The sequence below is a fragment of the Natronococcus pandeyae genome, from assembly GCF_008122205.1.
GTDB classification, from domain to species: domain Archaea; phylum Halobacteriota; class Halobacteria; order Halobacteriales; family Natrialbaceae; genus Natronococcus; species Natronococcus pandeyae.
In genome coordinates, this window is record NZ_PHNJ01000012.1 from 52,176 (window position 1) to 66,977 (window position 14,802).

The following is a 14,802-nucleotide window of genomic DNA, read 5'->3' on the forward strand; positions in this document are numbered from 1 at the left end:
GCGAGAGGGGTCGTCGGGGCTACGTCGAACGCGACCAGTCGGAGACGTCCGTCCCCGACTCGAGCAGGTGCGTTCGCGTCGCCTCGCGGTCGACGGTCCCCGACGGCGTCCGCGGAAGCGACGCGACGACGGCGAGCGTCTTCGGCCGCTTGAACCCCGCGAGGTGCTCGTCGCAGTGGGCGAGCACGGACTCGAGGTCGAGCGTCTCGGTGACGGCTTCGCCTCGTCCGCCGGCCGATTCGTCGGCCGCTTCGGGAACGACGAGTGCGCCGACTCGCTCGCCCCACTCGGGGTCCTCGAGGCCGACGACGGTCGCGTCCGCGACGGCCGGGTGCGAGCGGAGCAGCCGGATCACTTCGCCGGGGTCGACGTTCTCGCCGCCGGTGACGATCCGGTCGCTCCGGCGGTTGAGCACCCACAGTCGGCCGTCCTCGTCGGCGTAGCCGACGTCGCCGGTGTGGAGTCCGCGGTCGCCGAACGCCTCGTCGATCTGCTCTGGCTCGAGGTAGCCGGGCGTCACCGTCGGCCCCGAGACGACGAGTTCGCCGGGTTCGCCCGCCGGAACCGCTTCTCCGGCGTCGTCGACGACGGTCACGTCGGCGAAGAGGAGCGGCTGGCCGACCGTTCCCTCGTGACGGGTCGTCTCCGCGGGCGTCGCCGTGGCGATCTGGGAGGCCGTCTCGGTCATCCCGTAGGTCGGGTGGACCGGAACGCCGGCCGCGTGGCAGCGCTCGAGCAGGTCGCTCGAGGCCGGCGCACCACCCAGAAGGACGAACCGGAGCGCGTTCGCGGGTTCCCAGCCGGCGTCGAGCAGCCGCTTGCACATCGTCGGAACCAGGGAGACACCGGTCACGTCCTCGCTCTCGAGCACCCGCGCCGTCTCGCGCGGCTCGAACGCGCGCTGGATCACGACGGTGGTGCCGTAGAGCACCGACCGGACGACGGGGGCCAGCCCGCCCATGTGGTACATCGGGAGACAGCAGAGCCAGCGGTCGTCGAGATCGACGCCGAGCCGGAACGCGGAGGCGGTCGCGCTGGCGACCAGGTTGCCGACGGTCAGTCGAACCCCCTTTGGCTCGCCGGACGTCCCGGAGGTGAACATGATCAGCTGTGCGTCGTCGCGCTCGAGCGGGACTGGTTCGACGGTCCGATCTTCTCCGTGGTCCGACTCAGCTTCGCGCCGGTCGGAGTACAACGCTCGCACCCGCTCCGTCCCGGGATCGTCGACCGACCACACGGACTCGCTCCCGAGCGCCGCCTCGTCCGCTAGCTCGATCGCGCTCGATTCCGTGCCACGCTCGCAGACGATCGCCTCGAGCCCCGTTCGGTCGATCTTCGTGACGAGTTCACCGGTCGTCTCGCGGACGTTCAGCGGCACGACCGTCGCGCCGAGTCGCATCGCGGCGAAAAAGACCGTCGCGAACGCGGGCCGGGTGTCCATCAGGATGCCGAGCCGATCGTCGGCGGGGTTCTCGAGCGCTCGCCGGAGTCCCCGTGCGGCGTCGTCGACCCGCCGGTCGAGTTCGCGGAAGCTCCAGGCGTCGTCCGTCTCGGTGTCGACAAGGGCCGTTCGCTGGGGCGTCGTCCGGGTACGGTGTGTCACCAGGTCGCGGGTCGGCCAGTCGACCGGCGCGCCCGTCACTCCTCCCACACCCCCTCGACGCCGAGTCCCTTCGCCTGCGGGACGACCGCCGAGCCGTTCTCGAGCAGGACGGGATCGCGACCGAGGTCCTCGGCAAGCAGTTCGCCGGTAGCCAGGCCGCAGGCCGGCAGGTTTGGAATCGACGCCGCGAGGTGGGTGGCACCCGTGCGGGCGACGACGCCGTCGATTGTCGTCGTCACCAGCGGCGTGATGTCGAGTTCGGCGATCCACGCGGTGACCTGCTGGGCGATGTCGAGTCCGCCGAGGGCCATCGGTTTGATGGCGACGACGTCCGCGGCCTGCGCCTCGCAGATCGCGTCGACGCCGTGCTCGAGCAGCCCCTCGTCGAGGGCGATCGCGACGCCGTTCCCCCTGAGTTCGGCGTGGCCCTCGAGCGCGCCGGCCGGCAGCGGTTGTTCGACGATCGAGACGTCGATGTCGGCGAAGGCCTCGATCGCGGAGACGGCTTCGTCGTAGGACCAGGCGCCGTTGGCGTCCGCGCGGAGCTCGACGCCCGGTCCGACGGCCTCACGGACGCGGCGTACTCGTTCGATATCCTCGTCGACACTCCGTCGTCCGACCTTGAGTTTGCAGCAGCCGAATCCGCGGTCGACGGCGCGTCGGGCCGCCGTCACGCTCTCGTCGACCGATCGGTCCCCGATCGTGGTGTTCACCGGAACCCGCGCGACCAGCGAGTTCGGACTGAAGTACCGGTAGAGCGGTGTCGACTCGCTCGAGGCCTCGAGATCCGCGAGCGCGAGCGAGACGCCGTGTCTCGCGGCGACCGCCTCGTCGACCGCCGCCAGCGCCTCCCTCGCGTTCCGAGTGCGGATCGTCCGCTGTGCCCGCTCGAGTGCGGCGGCACAGTTCTCGTGGGACTCCGTCCAGCCCGGGAGCGGGGTCGCCTCGCCGTAGCCGACCGCGCCGTCGCTGTGCCGGGTGATGCGAACGAGGAATCCGTCGCGGGAGCCGATCGACCCGCTCGCGGTCTCGAGCGGCGTGGTTAACGGCAGCGAGAACGGACGGTACTCGAGATCGAACGCTGGTTCGTCGGTCATAGCAGCACGAACCCTCCGGCGAACAACGCCGCGTACATCGCGAGCAGTTTGCCGGTCTGCTCGAGGGCGGGGTTGAGCGCCTCGCCGTCAGTCCGGCTAAAGACGGTTCGGGTGATCAGCGCGGCGTAGGGGAGCGTCACCAGCGGCAACAACACTGCTGGACCGAACCCTTCGCCGAGCCAGAACCACAGCGGCGTGAGGTAGGCGAGCGCGAGCAGGCCGGTAAACTCGACGCGGCTCCACCGGTAGCCCAGTCGGACGGCGAGCGTTCGCTTCCCGGTCTCGGCGTCGGTCTCTCTGTCGCGGATGTTGTTCACGACCAGGACGGCCGTCGAGACGCCGGCGATGGGGAGGCTGGCGAGGATCGCCTCACGCGTCACCGTTCCCTCGGGGATCGTCGTCGTGAGCGGCTCCGCGAGGTGGGAGGCAGCCTGGACGTAGTACGTCCCGGTGACGGCGACGAGTCCGAAGAAGACGAAGACGAACAGGTCGCCGAGGCCGTGGTAGCCCAGCGGGTACGGCCCGCCGGTGTAGGCCCACCCGCAGAGGACGCTCACGAGGCCGACCACGAGGATCGGCACGCCGCCGACGTAGACGAGGTAGGTCCCGGAGACGATCGCCAGCGCGAACGTGACGATCGTCGCGAGTTTGACCCGTTCCGGCGAGATGAGGCCGGACTGGGTAACGCGCGTAAAGCCCTCCCGATCGTCGGTATCGGCGCCCTTGATCGCGTCGTAGTAGTCGTTGGCGAAGTTGGTTCCAATCTGAATCAGTGCTGCACCGATTACCGCCATCAGCGCCGGTAACGGGGCGAACACGCCCTCGTGAACCGCGAGCCCGGTCCCGACGATGACGGGCGCCGCCGCTGCCGGCAACGTCTGTGGGCGTGCGGCCATCACCCACGCTTTCGTCCGCGAAATATCGACTTCCGCCGTACTCATTGGTCGAGTAGTCCCACTCGAGGAAGTGTCAACGTTGGCATTGCGATCCGCCGTCGATCCCGGACCCGAACCGAGTCGGCCGATCTCTCACCGCGTGGTCCCGACAGAAATCCACCGCTCGTGTCCGTCAAACGTGAGAGGCTGTCGTTCAGCGACGCTTCGCGGATCGGCTCAGTAGTGCCATGGGTAGTCGTCGAAGTCGGGGTCGCGGCCCTCGACGAAGGCGTCGCGTCCCTCCGCTGCCTCGTCGGTCATGTAGCCCAGCCGGGTCGCCTCGCCGGCGAACACCTGCTGGCCGACCATCCCGTCGTCGGTCATGTTGAACGCGTACTTGAGCATCCGCATCGCCGTCGGGCTCTTCGAGTTGATCCGGTCGCCCCACTCGAGTGCGGTCTCCTCGAGTTCTTCGTGGGGAACGGCTTCGTTGACCATGCCCATCTCTGCGGCCTCTTCGGCGCTGTACGTTTTCCCGAGGAAGAACACCTCGCGGGCCTTCTTCTGCCCGATCTGCTTGGCGAGGTAGGCCGAGCCGAAGCCGGCGTCGTAGCTCGCGACGTCGGGGTCGGTCTGGAGGAACTTCGCGTGTTCCTCGCTCGCGAGGGTGAGATCGCAGACGACGTGCAGCGAGTGGCCGCCGCCGACGGCCCAGCCCGGCACGACGCAGACCACGACCTTCGGAATGTGGCGGATGAGTCGCTGGACCTCGAGGATGTGCAGTCGACCCTGGTCGGACGCACGCTCTTCCTCACCCTCGTACTGATAGCCATCTTCACCTCGAATCCGCTGGTCGCCGCCGGAACAGAACGCCCAGCCGCCGTCCTTCGGCGAGGGACCGTTCCCGGTCAGCAGGATGCAGCCGACGTCGGTCTGACGCTTGGCGTGATCCAGGGCGTCGTAGAGTTCGTCGACCGTCCCCGGCCGAAAGGCGTTGCGAACCTCGGGTCGGTCGAATGCGATCCGGACCGTTCCGGAGTCGACCGCCCGGTGGTACGTGATGTCGCGAAAGTCCCGATCGACGTCCTCGATCGGCTCCCATCGTTCCTCGTCGAAGAGTTCCGAAACCATTGGCTCGAGTTTGGTGGCCGTCGGGTGAAATAGGTTCGCGTCGCCGGCCGACGCGCTCCCGAACCTCTCCGAGAGGCGACGGTCTTCGCGCCGTCAGTCGTCGCTTCCGCGACCGGGAGCGCGGTCGAAGCCGACAGCCTGCCCGTCGCGGTTCGGGTCAGCCGCACCGGTCAGCGTGTCGTTCTCGGCGGCGATGACCTGAACGTTGCCGATCTCACCCGGCTCGTCGTCTACGTCGTGACCCCACTCCGCGAGCGTGTCGCGGGCCTCCTGTGGCACGCCCTCGTCCCACTCGATCCCGCCGAAGGAGTGGGTGTAGATGGTCGGTTCGGTGATCGACTCCAGGGGATCCAGCTCGTAGGCGTAGCGGTGGAGGATCGCCTGGAACGTCGCGCTGACGATCGCCCAGCCGCCCGGCGAGCCGGCCGTGAACTCCGGTTTCCCGTCCCGCATCACCATCATCGGGCTCATGCTACTCAGCGGGCGTTTCCAGGCGTCGGGCTCGTTCGGTCCGCCCGGCTCGTCGTCGAAGTCGGTGAGTTCGTTGTTGAGCAGGAACCCGCGTCCGGGAACCATCTTCCCCGAGCCCATGAACTGCTCGATTGTGGAGGTGTAGGAGACGGCGTTGCCCCACCTGTCGACGACCGAGAAGTGGGCCGTCTCTCCGGGCTGGCCCGGACCCATGGGCCCGTCCTCCGGGAAGACGGTCTGCCCGAACTCGATGGGGTCGGCCCGCGACCGGAGGTAGTCGTCGGAGAGCAGGGCATCGACGGGAACGTCGACGAACTCGTCGTCACCCATGTACTCCATTCGGTCGGCCCAGGCGGAGTAGATCGAGTCGGCGATCAGGTGATACTTCTCCGCCGAGCGGATGTCGTACTCCTCGACCTCGAGGAGTTCGAGCATCCGCAGGACCATCGCACAGACGGTCGGCCCGGAGCTCGGCATCGGCTGGCCGACGAGTTCGACGTCGTACCACTCCTTGCGAACCGGATCGTCGATCGTGACGTCGTACTCCGCCAGGTCGTCCTCGTCGACGACCTGATCGGGGTCCCGGGCGTACTCTCGGATCGTCGCGGCTATGTCCTCCGCGACGGGGCCGCGGTAGAAGCCGTCGGCGCCCCGCCGCCGGATACACTCGAGGGTGTCGGCGAGGTCCGGGTTGGTCATCGTGTCGCCTTCCTCGTAGAGACTCCCCTGGTCGTCGCTGTAGGTCTCGATGGCCGCGTCGTTGAACTTGTCCGTGTTCTCCGCGATCTCCTCGGCGAGGAACCAGTCGACGGTGAACCCCTCGCGTGCGAGGCGAATCGCCGGATCGATCAGCCGCTGGCGCGAGAACGTCCCGTACCGTTCGCGGGCGGTTTCGAGCCCTCGCACCGTCCCCGGCGCCCCCATCGCCTCGCCGGTCTCGATGTTCTGGTCGTACTCGCCCCCGTGTCGAAACAGCTCCGGCGACGCGTTCTGTGAGGCGCGTTCCCGGCTGTTTACGCATTCGACCGTCTCCGAGTCGGCGTCGTAGACGACCATGAAGCCGCCTCCACCGATCCCCGACCCGTGGGGCTGGGTCACGGTCAGGACGTACTGCAGCGCCACGGCGGCGTCGATGGCGTTGCCGCCCTCCCGCAGGACCTTCGCGGCGACCCCGGAAGCGATGGGGTCGACGCTCGAGACCATCCCGTCCGCGGCGGTGACCTCCCGTCCGCACGTGAACTGCGGCTGGTCGCAACTGAAGCCGGGAACGTCGGTTACCTCCTGGACGTCCGCGCCTGCGATGGTCGAGCCGCCGATGGCGAGCGCACCGGCGGCGACCCCCGTCCGGGCGAGGAACGCTCGGCGCCGGAGGCCGGTCGACTCGCTCGGTTTACGCGTGCGGTTCTCGTTTGCAGAGTTCGTGTTATCTCGTGTCATGAAGTGGTGCGTCGTCCGAACCCTCAATATTATTGGTAAAAGCCGTTTCGGAAAATGTAATTTCCTACACCGCTATATTTTCGCCTACTCGACTAATCGATGCGGAACGTGTGGATGATCCAACACGATCGACGAACGAATCTAAATTCGAGAGCGATCCAGCTAGCAGATATCACTCCCGATCAAAATGGTTGAAGAAACCAACGTATACTCCTATTTAAGATTGTCCTACTAATTCAAATTTTGTTAGTTCCAGATGTTTGTATGTCCGTTGCGCCCCCTCCACCGAGTGTATCATGCATCGACGTGACACACTCAAGCTGGTCGGTGGAATCGCGGGAGCGGGTCTGGCTGGATCCGGCATCGTGAGCGCCGAAGGGACGTGGGCCCGCGAAGAGACTCGCCGGTGGTTCACTCACCGCGAACTGTTGAACGAACTCGACCGCATCGAGAGGAACGCGACCGGGAACGTCGAACTCGAGCAGATCGGCGAGAGTCTCGAGGATCGCGAACTCGTCGTCGCGAGAGTCGGCAACGGCGAGACGGACGTCTTCATCACGACCGAACAGCACGGCGACGAGCCGACGGGCACGAACGCGATGTTGAAAGAACTGCAGCACCTGTCGGCGGGCGGTTCCGACTACGCCAAAACGGTTCGCGAGGAGCTCACCGTTCACGTGCTGCCGATGCACAACCCCGACGGCGGGATGCGCAACCAGCGGGTGAACGCGGACGGCGTCGACCCGAACCGCCAGCACCACTACGAGCCCGGATCGACGGACAACCCCTCGCCCGAGACCCAGGCGATGATCGACTACGTAACGGACCTCGACCCGCTGTGGGTCGCCGACCTCCACACGCAGGGCGGTCCGTACTACGGCGACGGCGACAACCCCGGCGACAACTACACCTCCTCGAACTTCTGGCCGATTAACGAGGACGCCGATCCGGACGCTGTCGCGCTCTCTCGACGACTGAACGTCGCGATGTGGGACGAGGTCGAAGGCTTCGGGAACGCCCAGCTCTCGGTCTACCCCGGCGGCACGGGCGCGAACATCGCCCGCAACGCGTACGGCATCCGCGGCTACGGCAGCGTGCTGAACGAGATGACCGGCCAGATCTCGGACAGGGGAGAACGGATGGAAGGCCAGATGATCCGACAGTGCCGGAAGGAGAACCAGGTCATGCTCGCGGAAACCGCCACGGGGACGGTGTTCGACCGAGATTCCGACCGAACGGACGAGATTCCCGACCGTCCGGGCTGGAACGAGGGCGGTGAGTGGCCCTGGGAGAACAAGCCGGAGTGATCAGCGGACGGTCGTAACGCCCCGCCTGCTCCTGCTTCTTTCGCGTTTGCGGCTCGACAAGACCAACTGATTGTTTCGGCCCTCGTGGTCGATAGTACGAGTCGAATGATCGATGGTGTAAATATAGTATATGGTTAGTATCAATTCCTGAATCTAGAATAGAACGTCATTATCTGTGGATACTATGGGTACCGTGAATCGTTCGTCGAGTACCCTCCGTAAACCAACCCAGATAATGAACGCAGATAACTCGGCTCGTCGTGCATTTCTGAAACGACTCGGCATCGCAACCGCAGCAGCTACCGCGGTCGGCACCGGAACCGCGGCCGCGTCGCCGCCGGCCCACGCCAACGCTCGCACTCGAGGGCGAATCGATAAACTCGGACAGGCGCTTCCCGAAGACGCGCCGCGGTACACGTACGGCCACGTCCGCGAGGACGGGCTGTACGGCGCGGTAAGTAGCTTCCCCCGGGGTGGAAACAACTACGGGAGTACGCTATACGATCTCGAAGACCTGGAGAATCCCACCGAAGTCCACCGGCTCGAAACCGCCAACGAGGCCACCCGATCGAACAACATCAAGTTCGACGGCAGCCGCGACGGACTCTACTACCGAACCCAGGAAGCCGACGACCTCGGCGAGGACGACCAGATCGGTCAGATGGGCTTCGAAGTGATCGACTACGGCTGGGGCGAGGGCACTCCCGAGGAGCCGAAGATCATCGCGCAGGTCGACACCCCGAACACGGGTGTTCACACGCTCGCCGAACATCCCGAAGAGCCCATTATCTACGTCATCGACAAGGCCGCGAGCGAGCCTGGCGTGATCCCGGTCGACGTGAGCGACCCGGCGAACCCCGAACTCGCCGGCCTCTACGGTCCACCGGGGTACTGCCACGACACCGAGGTCGATCCCGTCCGGAACGTGCTCCACTGTGCGTACATCGCCGGCGATTTCGAGGGGTACGCGATCCTCGACCTCGAGGAGCCGCTGGCGCCGACGGAGATCGGTCGGTTCGACTACGACGACCACCCCGACTACACCGAGGTTGGCGAACCCGGCTTCGAGGACTGTCACCAGGCCAGTTTCGACCCCGAGCGCGGGCTTGCGATCGTCGGCGACGAGATCTGCGCCGCGCCCGCGATCCCGGGCGGCAAGCACGTCTTCGACATCGGCTGGGGCGAGGGGAGCCTCGAGGAGCCGAAACCCATCGGCTTCACGCACGCACCCGACGCCCGGGAACAAGAGAACTTCTGCTTCTGGACGACGCACTTCCACGACGTCGTTCACGACGGCGACGAGGTGTTGCTCGTCGACGGCGGCTACCGGCAGGGGACGTGGGTCGCGAACATCACCGATCCGACGAACCCGGTTCCGACCGAGCGGTACGCGACCGACGACCGACTGGAGGAGGCCGAGGACCATTCGCCGGGAACGCCGCCGTACTGCTGGTCGGCGGTCTACAACGAGGCCCGGGACTTCGTCTTCGCCAGCGACACCCTCACCGGCGCCTACACGTTCGATATCTCCGCGAAACCGGCCCGGGGCGAGGACGGCGGCGGCCCGGACGGCCACTACGACCTCGAGGCGATTCTCGAGCGCGGTGAGTAAGCCGGCGCGTCGATCGTCACGAACCGACTTTGCGCCGGTACGGACCCATCAGTAGATGAGTTCGTCGTCGTTATCGACCATGTACAGCGTCCGCGCGGCGATGTTCACCGCGTGATCGCCGACGCGCTCGAGATCGCGGATCGTCAGCAACATCCGGGAGACGTCTTCGAGCAGCGGTTCGCCGCCGGCCTCGGTCTCGAGCAGGTCCTGGATGACGACCTCGCTCGCCCGTTCGCAGAGCGCATCGATCTCGTCGTCGGCGGATGCGATCTCGTGTGTCGCCGCGGCGTCGTCGCTCGCGTAGGCATTCATCGCATCCTCGATCATTCCGATCGTCTCCTCGCCGATGTACGCGATGTCGATGTCCGAGTATCGGTCCTGTTTCGCCTGCTGGGTGTACTCCCCGATGTTCACCGCCAGATCGCCGATGCGCTCGAGATCGGTGATGATCTTGAACGACGCGGCGATAAACCGCAGGTCGCCCGCGACGGGTTGCTGGAGCGCGAGCAGGTCGATACACTCCTGCTCGAGGTCGAGGTACAGCTGATTGATCTCGTGGTCGCTCGCGATGACCGACTCCGCGAGCGCGTCGTCTTTTCGTTCGTACGCCTCGAGGGCTCGTTGCAGCCGTCGACAGACGGCGTCGCTCATCTCCACCACGTTCGTTCGCAGTTGCTCGAGTTGGTGCTGATAGTCAGTTCGTGCCATGAGTAACGGGATATTCGGGTGCTGTAGTTCTGAACTTGCCGACGACGGACTCGAGTACGGCCGCTGGCTCGTCGGGACGAGTAGCAAACGATCGCTATCCGACGGTGCTGGCTTAGATATCCGTCTCATATTTATTTCGCAGGTAGACCGCGATCCCGTTCATGACGAACACGAACGCGAGCAACACCGCAATTCCGGTCGCCGCGAGGTGGACGAAGTGCTGGCTCGGCTCGGCCGCCCAGTTGTAGATCTGCGTCGGCATCGCGCTAAACCGATCGAACGGGCCGAACGGGGTTCGGTTGACGAACAGCGCGCCGACCATGATCAGTGGAGCGGTTTCGCCGATCGCGCGGGCGAGCGCCAGGATGGTTCCCGTCATGATCCCGGGCATCGCCGCCGGGAGCACGACTCGACGGATCGTCTGCCACTCGGTTGCGCCGGTGGCGTAGGAGCCGTTCCTGACGCCGTCGGGGACCGACCGGAGTGCTTCCTGCGTGGTGACGATAATGATCGGCATCACCAGCAGCGCGAGCGCGACCGAACCGGCGATCAGGATCGGCCCGATACCGATCCCGTTGACGAACGCGGCCAGCGCGAGCAGCCCGTAGACGATCGACGGCACGCCGGCGAGGTTCGCGAGGTTCGCCTCGATGAGCCGCGTGACGCGTGTGTCGGGCGCGTACTCCTCGAGGTAGATCGCCGAGCCGACGCCGACGAAAAAGGAGAGAATCGCCGTCAGGACCATCAGCATGATCGAGGCGACGATCGCCCCCCTGAACCCCGCGAGTTCTTCGCGACGGGAGCCGTCCCGGGTGAAGAACTCGCCGAGACCGATGTCGTACTCGGTAACGCCGACGTAGAAGTCGGTCGCGACGTCGAGCAACAGCAGCGCCAGCATCACGACGCCGAACATCGAGGCGGCGAAGATGACCCCGAGAAAGAGGCGGTTCTTCAGGTGTTCCCACTCGAGGTCGATTTCGGTGAACAGGGGGTCGTCCGTCTCCGTGCTCATCGGTACTCCTCCTGGAATCGGCGTTTGAACCGGTCGTTGAGCAGATTCATCGTTAGAGTCATCACGAACAACACGAGGCCGACGGCGAACAGGCTCTGGTACTCAACGGTGCCGACCGCGGACGTTCCGCGGGCCATCGAGACCATGTACGCCGTCATCGTCATGATCTCGCTGAACGGGTTGGCGGTAACGTTCGCGTTGAAGCCGGCCGCGAGCGTGACGGCCATCGTCTCGCCGATCGCCCGCGAGACCGCGAGGATGTACGACGCGAAGACGCCCGAGATCGACGCCGGCAGCACGATCTTCGTCGATACGTCGAACCGCGTCGCGCCGAGGGCGTACGCGCCGTTTCGGAGGTCGTCGGGTACCGCCGACATGGAGTCCTCGCTGATCGAGGAAACCATCGGAATCGTCATGATACCGACGACGAGAATCCCCGAGAGCATGCTGTAGCGGCCGATGTTGATGCCGAACAGCGCCTCGGCGATCGGAGCGAGGACGACCGGATTGATGAAGGCGATCGCGAAGTAGCCGTAGACGATCGTCGGAATCCCGGCGAGGATCTCGAGCGTCGGTTTGAGCTTCGCCCGGACGCCGTCGGAGGCGTACTCCGAGAGGTAGATCGCCGTCGCGGTCCCGATCGGGATCGAGACGAACGCCGCACCGACGGTGATCGCGAGCGTGCCGAAGATGATCGGCAGCGCGCCGTGGGCCGGCGTCGCGTGGTCGGGCGCCCACCGCGTTCCGGTGAAGAACTCGGTGAACGTGACCTTCTGCTCGGCGCTCGCACCCAGCAGCATCTCTGTGATCCTGGCGCCGAAGAAGTAGCTCGCGGCGTTGTCGATCAACACGAAAAAGATCGCGAGCGTCGTAAGGACTGTGATGGCAGCGCAGCCGAAGAGCGCGCGTCTGGCGCGTCGATTGGCCTCGAGGTCGCGCCTGGCCGTCCCGCCGGCGATCCCCGGTCTCGGCTCGGTATCAGTGCTCATTGCGTTCCCTCCTCGTCAGTCCCGTTGCACGGTGAGATCGTCCGGCGATGCGCCGACCTGGTCCAGCCAGTCGTCGATCTTGTCGTGATTTTCTTCCTGGGCCTCGTCCGTCGTCGCGTAGAACCCCTCGTCGCGGGCGAGTTCGTGCTGCCCGTTGGTATAGAAGCGAGCGAACGACCCGAGGAGGTCGGTCCGTTCCTCGAGACTCGCCATACTGAAGAACGCGAACAACGGCCGGGCGAGCGGCGAGTAGAGTCCCTCCTCGATATTTTCCTGCTCCGGCAGGTAGAACTCGCCGTCCTCGTCGCTCTCGACCGGGACGGCTTCGATCGGTTGGTCGTCCTCGATGTCCCGCAGGTAGCCGAGGCCACCCCAGCCGAAGCCGTCGACGTTGTCGGCGACGGCGCCCATGATCTCGTTGGTCTGGCTGGTCGCGGAGTAGTCGTCGCGGATGTTCCCCATCTCGCCGTTGATCTCGCGCGTAAAGTAGTCGAATGTTCCCGACGCACTGTCGCGAGCGTGGAGTTCGATCTCTTCGTCCGGCCACTCGGAGCGGACGTCGCTCCAGGTCTGGACGTCGGACTCGAACTCCCACACCTGCCGCAATTCGTCGAGCGTGATCTCGTCGAGCCAGTCGTTTTCGGAGTTTTTGACGACCGCGAGCCCGTCGAGGCCGACTTCGATGAAGTCGTAATCGACGTCGTTCCCGTCACAGAGGTCGACTTCGTCGTCCGTGATCTGTCGGCTCGCACTCTGGACGTCGGAGTTTTGCTGACAGAACTCCTGGAAGCCGGCACCGGTCCCTTCGGGTGCTACGTCGACGAGCACGTCCGGGAACTCGTCGGAAAACTGTTCACCGGCCCACGAGGTGATCGGTGCGACCGTATTCGAGCCGGACGCGTCGATCGTTCCGGACAGTTCGTCGCTACCGCCGCCCGACGCGCCGCTGCAGCCGGCAACGCCGACGATTCCGACTGCGCTCGCTCCGGCGAGGAATTTCCGCCTCGATGCAACCCCGGTAGTGTCGTTCGCGGACAGGTCGTCCGTCATCACTCGATCGATGCCAGGGAACGTATAAAGACGATGCTAATATCTATATAGTTTCCCACCCACATCAATAGTTCATTACGTAGCCGACTATAGGACGACGTATCCGGTTTAGCGGCGATCGTAATACTGCCCTCAGCGACCGCAACTATCCCAACAGTCTCGAGATAGCGGATCTCCGACCGATCGGGGGAGTCGGCCGTCTGGCCCAACTAATCGAGGGACGATGATCGTTCTCGACCATCGAATTCGGAACGCTGTTTTACTATATAGCAATATAAAATTCTATCGAACGGAGAGTACTTCTCCGTTCTAGTATAGTCTAAAAACACCAGAAGGTAGTCTGAAAACGGCACAAAATGGCAGAGCCGAATTTTCTATAGAGATGGGTGGATTTATATTGTGGTTCCCAAAAAGCAGCGTATGGAGACGCGAAAGGTCCAGGTGACCGGGGGGTCGACGTACACGGTTTCGCTGCCGAAAACGTGGGCGACGGCAAACGACGTCAGCAGCGGGACGACCGTCGAAATCTACGCCGAGGACGATACGCTTCTGATCACCCCACAGAGCGACGTCGACCATCAGGAGGGAACCCTCGAGGTCTCCGCGCTCGACGACGAACAGCTAAAGCGGGCGATCCTCACGATGTACGTCAGCGGCTTCGACGTCATCCGCCTCGAGGCGGGCCGAATCACGACCAAGCAGCGACGAGCGATTCGAAGCGCGATTCAGGGACTCATCGGGGTCGAGGTCGTCGAGGAAGAGAGCGACTGTGTCGTCGTTCAGGACCTGCTCGATTCGGCGGAGCTGTCGATCGTCAACGCCGTCTCCCGGATGCGTCTGATCGCCCAGTCGATGCTCGAGGACGCGATCACCGCCCTCGTCGAAAACGACGACGACATCGCGTACGACATCATCGAGCGCGACGACGATGTGGATCGGCTCTTCCTCGTCGTCTCGCGGATCTTCCGGGCGACGCTTCGTTCGCCGCGGGCCGCCGAGGGGCTCGGCGTCTCCCGTGAGGACTGTTTCGACTACCACTCGAGCGCTCGCCAACTCGAGCGCGTCGCCGATCACGCCGTCAAGATCAGCCAGTTCGCGCTCAAACTCGGCGAGATCCCCGAAACCGTCGCGGAGGCGCTGTACGAACTGCACGCCGACGCCGCCGACATCATCGAGAAGTCGATGGACGCGCTGTTCACCGAGGAGGTTGAGGAGGCGAACGCGCTCGGACACCGCGCACTCGAGGCCGTCCCCGAGATAGACGAACATACCCGACACATCGACGAGATGCTGCGCGAACTCGACCCCGTTCAGGCGCAGTCGCTGGGCCTGATTCTGGACTCCATCTCTCGAAGCGCGGACTACGGCGGGAACATCGCCGAAACGGCGCTCCAGAAGGCGGCACCGCGGCCGTAGTCGGCGCTCGTCCACCTCCGTCTCCTCGAGTACGTCTCAGAGCGGCTAATTCGACGGGTATCCTGCTCCGAGGCGGTTTCTGGACGAGTTGCGG

General features: G+C 65.0%; 12 protein-coding genes. 3 read left to right on the forward strand and 9 right to left on the reverse strand.

The features are described from left to right. Positions 1 to 19: 19 nt before the first annotated feature. The 5 genes from CV102_RS18705 to ggt form a co-directional block, all read right to left on the reverse strand. Positions 20 to 1,651, reverse strand: a complete 1,632-nt coding sequence (locus CV102_RS18705; protein ID WP_233710741.1) for a class I adenylate-forming enzyme family protein — start codon at positions 1,649 to 1,651, stop codon at positions 20 to 22. After that, on the reverse strand, positions 1,639 to 2,700 hold the full coding sequence (locus CV102_RS18710; RefSeq protein ID WP_148859549.1) for a mandelate racemase/muconate lactonizing enzyme family protein: 1,062 nt from the start codon (positions 2,698 to 2,700) through the stop codon (positions 1,639 to 1,641). Before CV102_RS18710 ends, CV102_RS18705 begins: the two co-directional genes overlap by 13 nt. Next, on the reverse strand, positions 2,697 to 3,641 hold the full coding sequence (locus tag CV102_RS18715) for a 1,4-dihydroxy-2-naphthoate polyprenyltransferase (protein ID WP_148859551.1): 945 nt from the start codon (positions 3,639 to 3,641) through the stop codon (positions 2,697 to 2,699). Before CV102_RS18715 ends, CV102_RS18710 begins: the two co-directional genes overlap by 4 nt. 171 nt (positions 3,642 to 3,812) lie before the next feature. Then, positions 3,813 to 4,706, reverse strand: a complete 894-nt coding sequence (locus CV102_RS18720) for a 1,4-dihydroxy-2-naphthoyl-CoA synthase (protein WP_148859553.1) — start codon at positions 4,704 to 4,706, stop codon at positions 3,813 to 3,815. Between the two features lie 93 nt (positions 4,707 to 4,799). Further along, entirely contained in the window at positions 4,800 to 6,614 is a 1,815-nt protein-coding gene (ggt, locus tag CV102_RS18725) for a gamma-glutamyltransferase (protein ID WP_148859555.1), read from the reverse strand. Between the two features lie 296 nt (positions 6,615 to 6,910). Between ggt and CV102_RS18730 the strand changes: the two genes are divergently transcribed. Together CV102_RS18730 and CV102_RS18735 are read left to right on the forward strand one after the other, a co-directional pair. Further along, complete coding sequence (locus CV102_RS18730; RefSeq protein ID WP_148859557.1) at positions 6,911 to 7,921, forward strand: M14 family zinc carboxypeptidase; 1,011 nt, start codon at positions 6,911 to 6,913, stop codon at positions 7,919 to 7,921. 235 nt (positions 7,922 to 8,156) lie between these two features. Beyond that, a complete protein-coding gene (locus tag CV102_RS18735) occupies positions 8,157 to 9,533 on the forward strand; it encodes an LVIVD repeat-containing protein (RefSeq protein ID WP_233710742.1) in 1,377 nt (458 codons plus the stop codon). 48 nt (positions 9,534 to 9,581) lie between these two features. On the opposite strand, the gene phoU is transcribed toward CV102_RS18735, so the two are convergent. From phoU to CV102_RS18755, 4 genes are all read right to left on the reverse strand, one after another. Then, positions 9,582 to 10,241, reverse strand: a complete 660-nt coding sequence (gene phoU, locus CV102_RS18740; protein WP_148859559.1) for a phosphate signaling complex protein PhoU — start codon at positions 10,239 to 10,241, stop codon at positions 9,582 to 9,584. Between the two features lie 112 nt (positions 10,242 to 10,353). Next, on the reverse strand, positions 10,354 to 11,253 hold the full coding sequence (gene pstA / locus CV102_RS18745; protein ID WP_148859561.1) for a phosphate ABC transporter permease PstA: 900 nt from the start codon (positions 11,251 to 11,253) through the stop codon (positions 10,354 to 10,356). Further along, entirely contained in the window at positions 11,250 to 12,242 is a 993-nt protein-coding gene (gene pstC, locus CV102_RS18750) for a phosphate ABC transporter permease subunit PstC (protein WP_148859562.1), read from the reverse strand. Before pstC ends, pstA begins: the two co-directional genes overlap by 4 nt. Before the next feature lie 15 nt (positions 12,243 to 12,257). Beyond that, positions 12,258 to 13,292, reverse strand: coding sequence for a PstS family phosphate ABC transporter substrate-binding protein (locus CV102_RS18755; protein WP_148859563.1), 1,035 nt, complete (start codon positions 13,290 to 13,292; stop codon positions 12,258 to 12,260). Positions 13,293 to 13,712: 420 nt separating this feature from the next. Here CV102_RS18755 and CV102_RS18760 point away from each other — a divergent pair, with 420 nt between their 5' ends. Continuing rightward, positions 13,713 to 14,708, forward strand: coding sequence for a phosphate uptake regulator PhoU (locus CV102_RS18760; RefSeq protein ID WP_148859564.1), 996 nt, complete (start codon positions 13,713 to 13,715; stop codon positions 14,706 to 14,708). The last annotated feature ends 94 nt before the right edge of the window (positions 14,709 to 14,802 follow it).

Coding starts and splice junctions, on each gene's coding strand:
- CV102_RS18710 (WP_148859549.1), bottom strand. CDS start 2,700: ATGACCGACGAACCAGCGTTCGATCTCGAGTACCGTCCGTTCTCGCTG.
- CV102_RS18715 (WP_148859551.1), bottom strand. CDS start 3,641: ATGAGTACGGCGGAAGTCGATATTTCGCGGACGAAAGCGTGGGTGATG.
- CV102_RS18720 (WP_148859553.1), bottom strand. CDS start 4,706: ATGGTTTCGGAACTCTTCGACGAGGAACGATGGGAGCCGATCGAGGAC.
- ggt (WP_148859555.1), bottom strand. CDS start 6,614: ATGACACGAGATAACACGAACTCTGCAAACGAGAACCGCACGCGTAAA.
- CV102_RS18730 (WP_148859557.1), top strand. CDS start 6,911: ATGCATCGACGTGACACACTCAAGCTGGTCGGTGGAATCGCGGGAGCG.
- CV102_RS18735 (WP_233710742.1), top strand. CDS start 8,157: ATGAACGCAGATAACTCGGCTCGTCGTGCATTTCTGAAACGACTCGGC.
- phoU (WP_148859559.1), bottom strand. CDS start 10,241: ATGGCACGAACTGACTATCAGCACCAACTCGAGCAACTGCGAACGAAC.
- pstA (WP_148859561.1), bottom strand. CDS start 11,253: ATGAGCACGGAGACGGACGACCCCCTGTTCACCGAAATCGACCTCGAG.
- pstC (WP_148859562.1), bottom strand. CDS start 12,242: ATGAGCACTGATACCGAGCCGAGACCGGGGATCGCCGGCGGGACGGCC.
- CV102_RS18755 (WP_148859563.1), bottom strand. CDS start 13,292: ATGACGGACGACCTGTCCGCGAACGACACTACCGGGGTTGCATCGAGG.
- CV102_RS18760 (WP_148859564.1), top strand. CDS start 13,713: ATGGAGACGCGAAAGGTCCAGGTGACCGGGGGGTCGACGTACACGGTT.